The sequence below is a fragment of the Streptomyces sp. 13-12-16 genome, from assembly GCF_002114215.1.
GTDB lineage: Bacteria > Actinomycetota > Actinomycetes > Streptomycetales > Streptomycetaceae > Streptomyces.
Map to the genome: position 1 here is coordinate 22,026 of NZ_NCTE01000509.1, position 5,414 is coordinate 27,439.

The window sequence follows — 5,414 nt, forward strand, 5'->3', positions numbered from 1 at the left end:
CGGGGACCGCGATCGGCGGCCACCCCGGGGTCGGCGTGAGCTTGTGAGGCGGCCGGGTGCGCATCGTGCCCGTGCGGGCGGCTCGCACCTCGGCGGCCGTCTGAAGGACGTTCAGGGCCTGCGTATGGGCGTCGGCGTAGATCCGGACCACGTGCTGGCGGTGCAATTCGGCGGCCTCCAGCGTGGCGACGTACACCCGCGGGTCATCCGAGGGCAGTTGGAGCCACTGAGGACTGCCATACGTCGGCCAGTCGTCCACACGGAGCGCCTCAACCTGTGCACAGGCCCGCAGGTGGGTGACCTCACCGGCGGCGGCGTTCGGGGGGACAGAGTGCAGGCGTACCCGCCCGGCCGTGTTGGCCAGGCGGGTACGGGCGGTGCGGGCGGTCATCAGGCTCGGACCTCGTGGGCGAGCATGTCGAGCATCGTCCGCAGCGCGGCGGCGGTCTCCTGCGGGTTGGCCGACAGGTTCAGCGCGCGCTGGATCGCGTGGCCGGCGGTGCTGAACGCCTCGTGGCCGCGGGCCTCCTCGAGGGGGAAGCCGCCGACGTCCGGCCGGGCGAGGTGCTCGGCGGAGGCCTCGTCCACGGCCTGGTGCAGCTGCTCGGCGATGTCCCGCGGGTGCGTGGTGAGCCCGGTGAGCCGTTCGCGGACGGCCCGGGTGATCAGGGCGGTGGCAACCTCGGCAGTGCTGGGCACGGGGTGCTGGCGGGGCTGCTCGGGGATCAGCGGGTGCGGTCGGCCGGTCGCCTCCAGCGCGGAGGCGATGGCGTTCTGTGCGGTGGTGGTCGTAATCTGACCCATGACGTTCTCCTTCATGGAGGCGAGGGGCCCGGGACTGCTGTAGGAGGCGACCCGGGCTCTCGTCATTGGTGGACGTTGCAGGCCCTCAGCCCGGGGATCACGCGGTGCGCCAACACCGCGCCCCCAACTGGGGGCCGCTTTCATGCGGCGATCGTCTGGGAGTCGAGCCACTGCTCGACGTCGGACCAGCGGGCCCGGAGGTGCCGGCCGACCTTGATGAACTTCGGGCCGCCGCCACGGCTGGACCACTGGTAGACGGTGCCGAGCGGTACCCCGCAGTACTCGGCGATCTGCTCAGGCGTCGCCAGAGGGCGACGTGCTTCAGACGGGGAAGTCGATCGCATCCGTGATCATCCTCATTCCGAGCCGCAGTGCAGCGGGCGATCATCGTTCGTGGGGTCGTCCCACGAACCGTGATTCAAGAGTGAGGGGCGTCGATCGTGGTGTCAACCCACACGAGAGAAGTCGTGTGTGTTGTGAACCCACGGCAACTGTGCGACTCTGACGGCCATGGAGACGGAGCGCGAAGAGCAACCGCCGCCCACAGTGGGGGCTGTCGTAGGGGCCAACCTCCGGGGTCTACGGAAGTCCAAGCGCTGGACTCAGGACGTCGCAGCGGCACAGCTCTCTTCCCGGGGGCTCACCTGGAAGCGAGCGCACATTGCGGATCTAGAGAGCGGTCGACGCGAGACACTCGATCTCGGCGCACTGATCGTCCTCGGGGAGGTGCTTGACGCGCCGTTGCCCGAGCTGTTCGCAGGAGAGGGCGACGTGTTGCTGACACCGCGGTCCGACTTTCCCCAGCACGCCATTACGGTGACGCGTGATCAACTCCGGGCCTGGTTGGTTGGCGAGAAGACGTGGGTTCGCGTCGATGGAAGCGAAGACGTCCGAACCGCGTTGCACGGCACGCCGGCGCAAGCGGACGCAGCGCTGGCGAAGCGCCTGAACCTGCCTGTTCAGGACGTCATTACGGCCGCTCGAAGCCGCTGGGGGCACAGCCTCACGCAGGAACGCGACGAACGCGTTCGGCAGCTAGGAGACCTGCCCATCGAGGAGCGTCAGGCCCGCCAAGGACACATCACGCGCGAACTCAGCGCTGAGCTTTCCGCTTGGATCGCCGAGGCGGAGCTCACCGATGGCTAGCGTCTACGACCGGTGGCACCTCTCCCGCCCGAAGAAGGGCGCCGAACCCTGCCCCGAGCACTCCAGCAAGACCCGCGCCCTGGTCCCCAGCAAGGACCACGGCAAGGGGAAGCGCTGGCAGGTCCGTTGGCGCGACGCGGCCGGCGAGCAGCAGAAGGAGAACTTCGCCAAGCGCAGTCAGGCCGACACCCGCGCGGCCACGATCGAGGCGGACCTCGCCCGCGGCCTGTACGTCGATCCGGCGGCCGGCAAGGAGAGCTTCCGCGCGGTCGCCGAGCGCTGGCGCACCACGGCCGTCCATCGTGGCGGCACGTCCTCCCGCGTCGAACGGGCCCTGCGGCTGCACATCTACCCGACGTTCGGAGACCGGCCCATCGTGTCCATCCGGCCGTCCGAGGTGCAGGCGTGGGTCAAGGACCGGTCACAGGAACTCGCCCCGACCACCCTGCGGGTCACCTTCTCCTACCTGGTCTCCGTGATGCACACCGCCGTACGAGACCGGACGATCGCCATCAACCCGTGCGCCGGCATCAAGCTCCCGGACGTCCGCCGCCCGGAGATCGTGCCCCTGCACAAGGACGCCGTCCACGCCCTGATCGAAGCGGCGCCACCGCGGTACCGCGCGATGATCCTGCTCGCCGTCGCCTCCGGTCTCCGACAGGGCGAGGTCTTCGGCCTGGAGGTCGACTGCATCGACTTCCTACGGCGCGAGGTGGTCGTGCGGCAGCAGCTGGTCACCCCGGACAAGGACGTCGACGCGGACGAGGGCGAGGTGCCCGAGCCGTACCTCGGCGAGCCGAAGACGCACGAGAGCTACCGCACCGTGCCCCTGGTCGGCCTCGCGGTCGACGCCCTCGCGGCCCACCTTCAGCAGCACCCGGCGGCCGTGGTCGACATCGAGGACCGGACCGACCCGCGGAAGCCGAAGCGCAGGACGGCCCGCATGCTGTTCACCACCGAGCGGGGCGACGTCCTGAAGCGGGCCAACTGGTCGCACGTCTGGGCGCGTACGGAGGAGCGGGCGAACGAAGCCCTCAGCAAGGCGTACGCCGAGGCATACGCGGCTTGGGTGCAGCGAGGCCGGCCGGAAGGCGAGGAGCCCGCACTCGTCCGGGTGCCGGACGGGACGAGCATGCACGACCTGCGGCACTTCTACGCCTCAGCGCTGATCAAGAACCGCGAGAGCGTGAAGACGGTACAGCGGCGACTCGGTCACTCGAAGCCGTCGATCACGCTCGACATCTACACCCATCTGTGGCCCGACGATGAGGACACGACGCGGGCGGCCGTGGAGGCGGTCCTCGGCGATGTGCCCGCGTTGTGCCCTCCCGTCAAGATCGTTTCCCGATAGTGCAGGTCAGCCGCTCGGGTCAGCGGTAGTTCACGAACTGCAGGGCGAAGTCGAAGTCCTTGCCCTTGAGCAGCGCGATGACGGTCTGCAGGTCGTCGCGGCTCTTGGAGCTGACCCGCAGCTCGTCGCCCTGCACCTGGGCCTTCACGCCCTTCGGGCCCTCATCGCGGATGATCTTCGCGACCTTCTTCGCGTTGTCCTGGGAGATGCCCTCCTCGATCGACGCGAAGATCTTGTACTCCTTGCCCGAGAGCTGGGGCTCACCCGCGTCCAGGGCCTTCAGGGAGATGCCCCGCTTGATCAGCTTGGACTGGAAGACGTCGAGGACGGCCTTCACCCGGTCCTCGGAGTTCGCCTCCATGAGGATCTTCTCCCCGGACCACGAGATCGAGGCACCCACGCCCTTGAAGTCGTAGCGCTGCGAGATCTCCTTGGCGGTCTGGTTGAGGGCGTTGTCGACCTCCTGCCGCTCGACCTTCGAGACGATGTCGAAACTGGAGTCGGCCATGTCCTGTGGCTCCTTGTATCGAGGTGCGTACTGGGCTGCGCACCGGATGCGTACCGGCGTACGTGAAGCGGCCTCCGAGCCCGGCATCGGTCCCTGGCCGCATCCGGACCAGCCTAGTCACCCCCCGGCCTCCGGGTGGCGATCAATCGGGTGGCGAAGCACCCCTGTCCATCGGGTATTGTTTACGTCGTTGCCAGGGAGCACCGCCGAAAAGCGGTTCGACGGCAGCAACCCAGGCGGTGTGCCCGAGCGGCCAAAGGGAGCAGACTGTAAATCTGCCGGCTCAGCCTTCCCAGGTTCGAATCCTGGCGCCGCCACACTGGGGAAGACCCCCTCCGGACTGCGGAAACGCAGTCCGGAGGGGGTCTCTTCGTGTTGGCGGGCGCGTTCTGTTCGCGGGCGGAGGCGCCAGGGCACACTGGCCCCATGTCGTCCCGCCGCCGTTCCTGCCCCGAGTGCCGTCGTGAGATCGCCGTCGTCGCCGGGCGGTACGCGCGGCACGATCCGCCCGGCGCGCGGGGGAGCGGGGAACTGACCTCGTGCCCCGGGTCGCGCAGGCACGCCCCGCTCGGTGCGGAACAGCCCTCGCTGGACGGCTACGCGGTGCCGGAGTTCCCGGGGCAGATGCCCCTCTTCTAGTTGCCGGCCACCGACTTCACGGCCACCGACACCGGCGCGGGGCCGCTGATCAGCTCCAGGGTCAGACCGGCCGTCGCGGGGGTGTCCACCAGCTCCGCCAGCACGGCGGCCACGTCGTCGCGCGGGACCGGGCCGCGGCCCGTGTGGGCCTCCAGGCGCACCAGGCCGGTCCCGGCGTCGTCGGTGAGCTGACCCGGCCGCAGGACCGTCCAGTCCAGGGCGTCCAGACCGCGTACGTACGCGTCCGCCTCGCCCTTGGCGCGCAGGTACACGTCGAAGACCTCGTCGCCCTCGTGGGCGGGGTCCGCGCCCATGGACGACACGATCACGAAACGCCGTACGCCCGCGCGGACGGCCGCGTCGGCGAAGAGGACCGCCGCCGCCTTGTCCACCGTCTCCTTGCGGCCCACACCGCTGCCCGGCCCGGCGCCCGCCGCGAACACCGCCGCGTCCGCCCCCTCCAGCCGCTCGGCGACCTCCTCCACCGACGCCGACTCCAGGTCGAGCACGACCGGTTCGGCGCCCAGTCGCCGCAGCTCGTCGGCCTGTTCGGGTTTGCGGATGATGCCCGCCGTCTCGTCCCCGCGCGCGACGAGCAGCCGCTCCAGCCGCAGCGCGATCTGACCATGACCACCAGCGATGACAATGCGCATGCCTCCGACCGTACGCCGGGACCACCCCATCCGCCGCGCAATGCCACAGGGATCCGCCCGGCTCTACGCGGTGCCCCGGCCCTGCCGGGGAAGCCCCGGTTCCCCCTCCGACGACGCCGACGACGCCGACGACGCCGACGAAGCCATCGAAGCCGCCGGACCGCAGTACTCCCGCACCGCGCTCGTCCGCGCCACCACCCGCCCCCGGTGCACCACGATGCGGCTGTACCCCAGCGACAGCGCCCCCGGGAGCCCGTCCCCGCGGACCGCCAGCAGCTCGGCCGGGAAACCCGCCTCCACGCGCACCTCGGGC

Annotated in this window: 8 protein-coding genes, 1 tRNA gene and 1 pseudogene; 4 read left to right on the forward strand and 6 right to left on the reverse strand. The window is 70.1% G+C overall.

Translation table 11 applies throughout. The features are described 5' to 3' along the window. The 3 genes from B7767_RS46480 to B7767_RS20550 form a co-directional block, all read right to left on the reverse strand. On the reverse strand, window positions 1–391 hold a 391-nt coding region (locus tag B7767_RS46480; protein ID WP_085573483.1), incomplete at its 3' end, for a DUF2742 domain-containing protein. Continuing rightward, window positions 391–804, reverse strand: coding sequence for a hypothetical protein (locus B7767_RS20545; RefSeq protein WP_085573484.1), 414 nt, complete (start codon window positions 802–804; stop codon window positions 391–393). The genes B7767_RS46480 and B7767_RS20545, both read right to left, overlap by 1 nt. 140 nt (window positions 805–944) lie before the next feature. Next, on the reverse strand, window positions 945–1,148 hold the full coding sequence (locus tag B7767_RS20550; protein WP_085573485.1) for an AlpA family transcriptional regulator: 204 nt from the start codon (window positions 1,146–1,148) through the stop codon (window positions 945–947). A 166-nt stretch (window positions 1,149–1,314) separates the two neighbouring features. On the opposite strand from B7767_RS20550, the gene B7767_RS20555 reads away from it, so the two are divergent. Both B7767_RS20555 and B7767_RS20560 read left to right on the forward strand, forming a co-directional pair. Next, window positions 1,315–1,950: a helix-turn-helix domain-containing protein gene (locus tag B7767_RS20555; RefSeq protein ID WP_143652563.1), complete on the forward strand. Its 636-nt coding sequence runs from the start codon at window positions 1,315–1,317 to the stop codon at window positions 1,948–1,950. Further along, on the forward strand, window positions 1,943–3,301 hold the full coding sequence (locus B7767_RS20560; protein WP_085573487.1) for a site-specific integrase: 1,359 nt from the start codon (window positions 1,943–1,945) through the stop codon (window positions 3,299–3,301). Before B7767_RS20555 ends, B7767_RS20560 begins: the two co-directional genes overlap by 8 nt. Window positions 3,302–3,320: 19 nt before the next feature. On the opposite strand, the gene B7767_RS20565 is transcribed toward B7767_RS20560, so the two are convergent. After that, window positions 3,321–3,809: a YajQ family cyclic di-GMP-binding protein gene (locus B7767_RS20565; protein ID WP_030823445.1), complete on the reverse strand. Its 489-nt coding sequence runs from the start codon at window positions 3,807–3,809 to the stop codon at window positions 3,321–3,323. Window positions 3,810–4,044: 235 nt separating this feature from the next. Between B7767_RS20565 and B7767_RS20570 the strand changes: the two genes are divergently transcribed. Both B7767_RS20570 and B7767_RS20575 read left to right on the forward strand, forming a co-directional pair. Continuing rightward, a tRNA-Tyr gene (locus B7767_RS20570) sits at window positions 4,045–4,126 on the forward strand. Between the two features lie 109 nt (window positions 4,127–4,235). After that, window positions 4,236–4,448, forward strand: coding sequence for a hypothetical protein (locus tag B7767_RS20575; protein WP_085573488.1), 213 nt, complete (start codon window positions 4,236–4,238; stop codon window positions 4,446–4,448). Here B7767_RS20575 and B7767_RS20580 read toward each other — a convergent pair. Both B7767_RS20580 and B7767_RS48165 read right to left on the reverse strand, forming a co-directional pair. Beyond that, a complete protein-coding gene (locus tag B7767_RS20580) occupies window positions 4,445–5,101 on the reverse strand; it encodes an NAD(P)H-binding protein (protein WP_085573489.1) in 657 nt (218 codons plus the stop codon). The genes B7767_RS20575 and B7767_RS20580 overlap by 4 nt on opposite strands. 63 nt (window positions 5,102–5,164) lie before the next feature. Next, window positions 5,165–5,414: pseudogene (locus B7767_RS48165) on the reverse strand (hypothetical protein); the annotation flags it as partial.

Bases quoted from the DNA above. Each gene is read 5' to 3' on its own strand.
- B7767_RS20575 (WP_085573488.1), top strand. From the start codon at position 4,236: ATGTCGTCCCGCCGCCGTTCCTGCCCCGAGTGCCGTCGTGAGATCGCC.
- B7767_RS20565 (WP_030823445.1), bottom strand. From the start codon at position 3,809: ATGGCCGACTCCAGTTTCGACATCGTCTCGAAGGTCGAGCGGCAGGAG.
- B7767_RS20580 (WP_085573489.1), bottom strand. From the start codon at position 5,101: ATGCGCATTGTCATCGCTGGTGGTCATGGTCAGATCGCGCTGCGGCTG.
- B7767_RS20550 (WP_085573485.1), bottom strand. From the start codon at position 1,148: ATGCGATCGACTTCCCCGTCTGAAGCACGTCGCCCTCTGGCGACGCCT.
- B7767_RS20560 (WP_085573487.1), top strand. From the start codon at position 1,943: ATGGCTAGCGTCTACGACCGGTGGCACCTCTCCCGCCCGAAGAAGGGC.
- B7767_RS20545 (WP_085573484.1), bottom strand. From the start codon at position 804: ATGGGTCAGATTACGACCACCACCGCACAGAACGCCATCGCCTCCGCG.
- B7767_RS20555 (WP_143652563.1), top strand. From the start codon at position 1,315: ATGGAGACGGAGCGCGAAGAGCAACCGCCGCCCACAGTGGGGGCTGTC.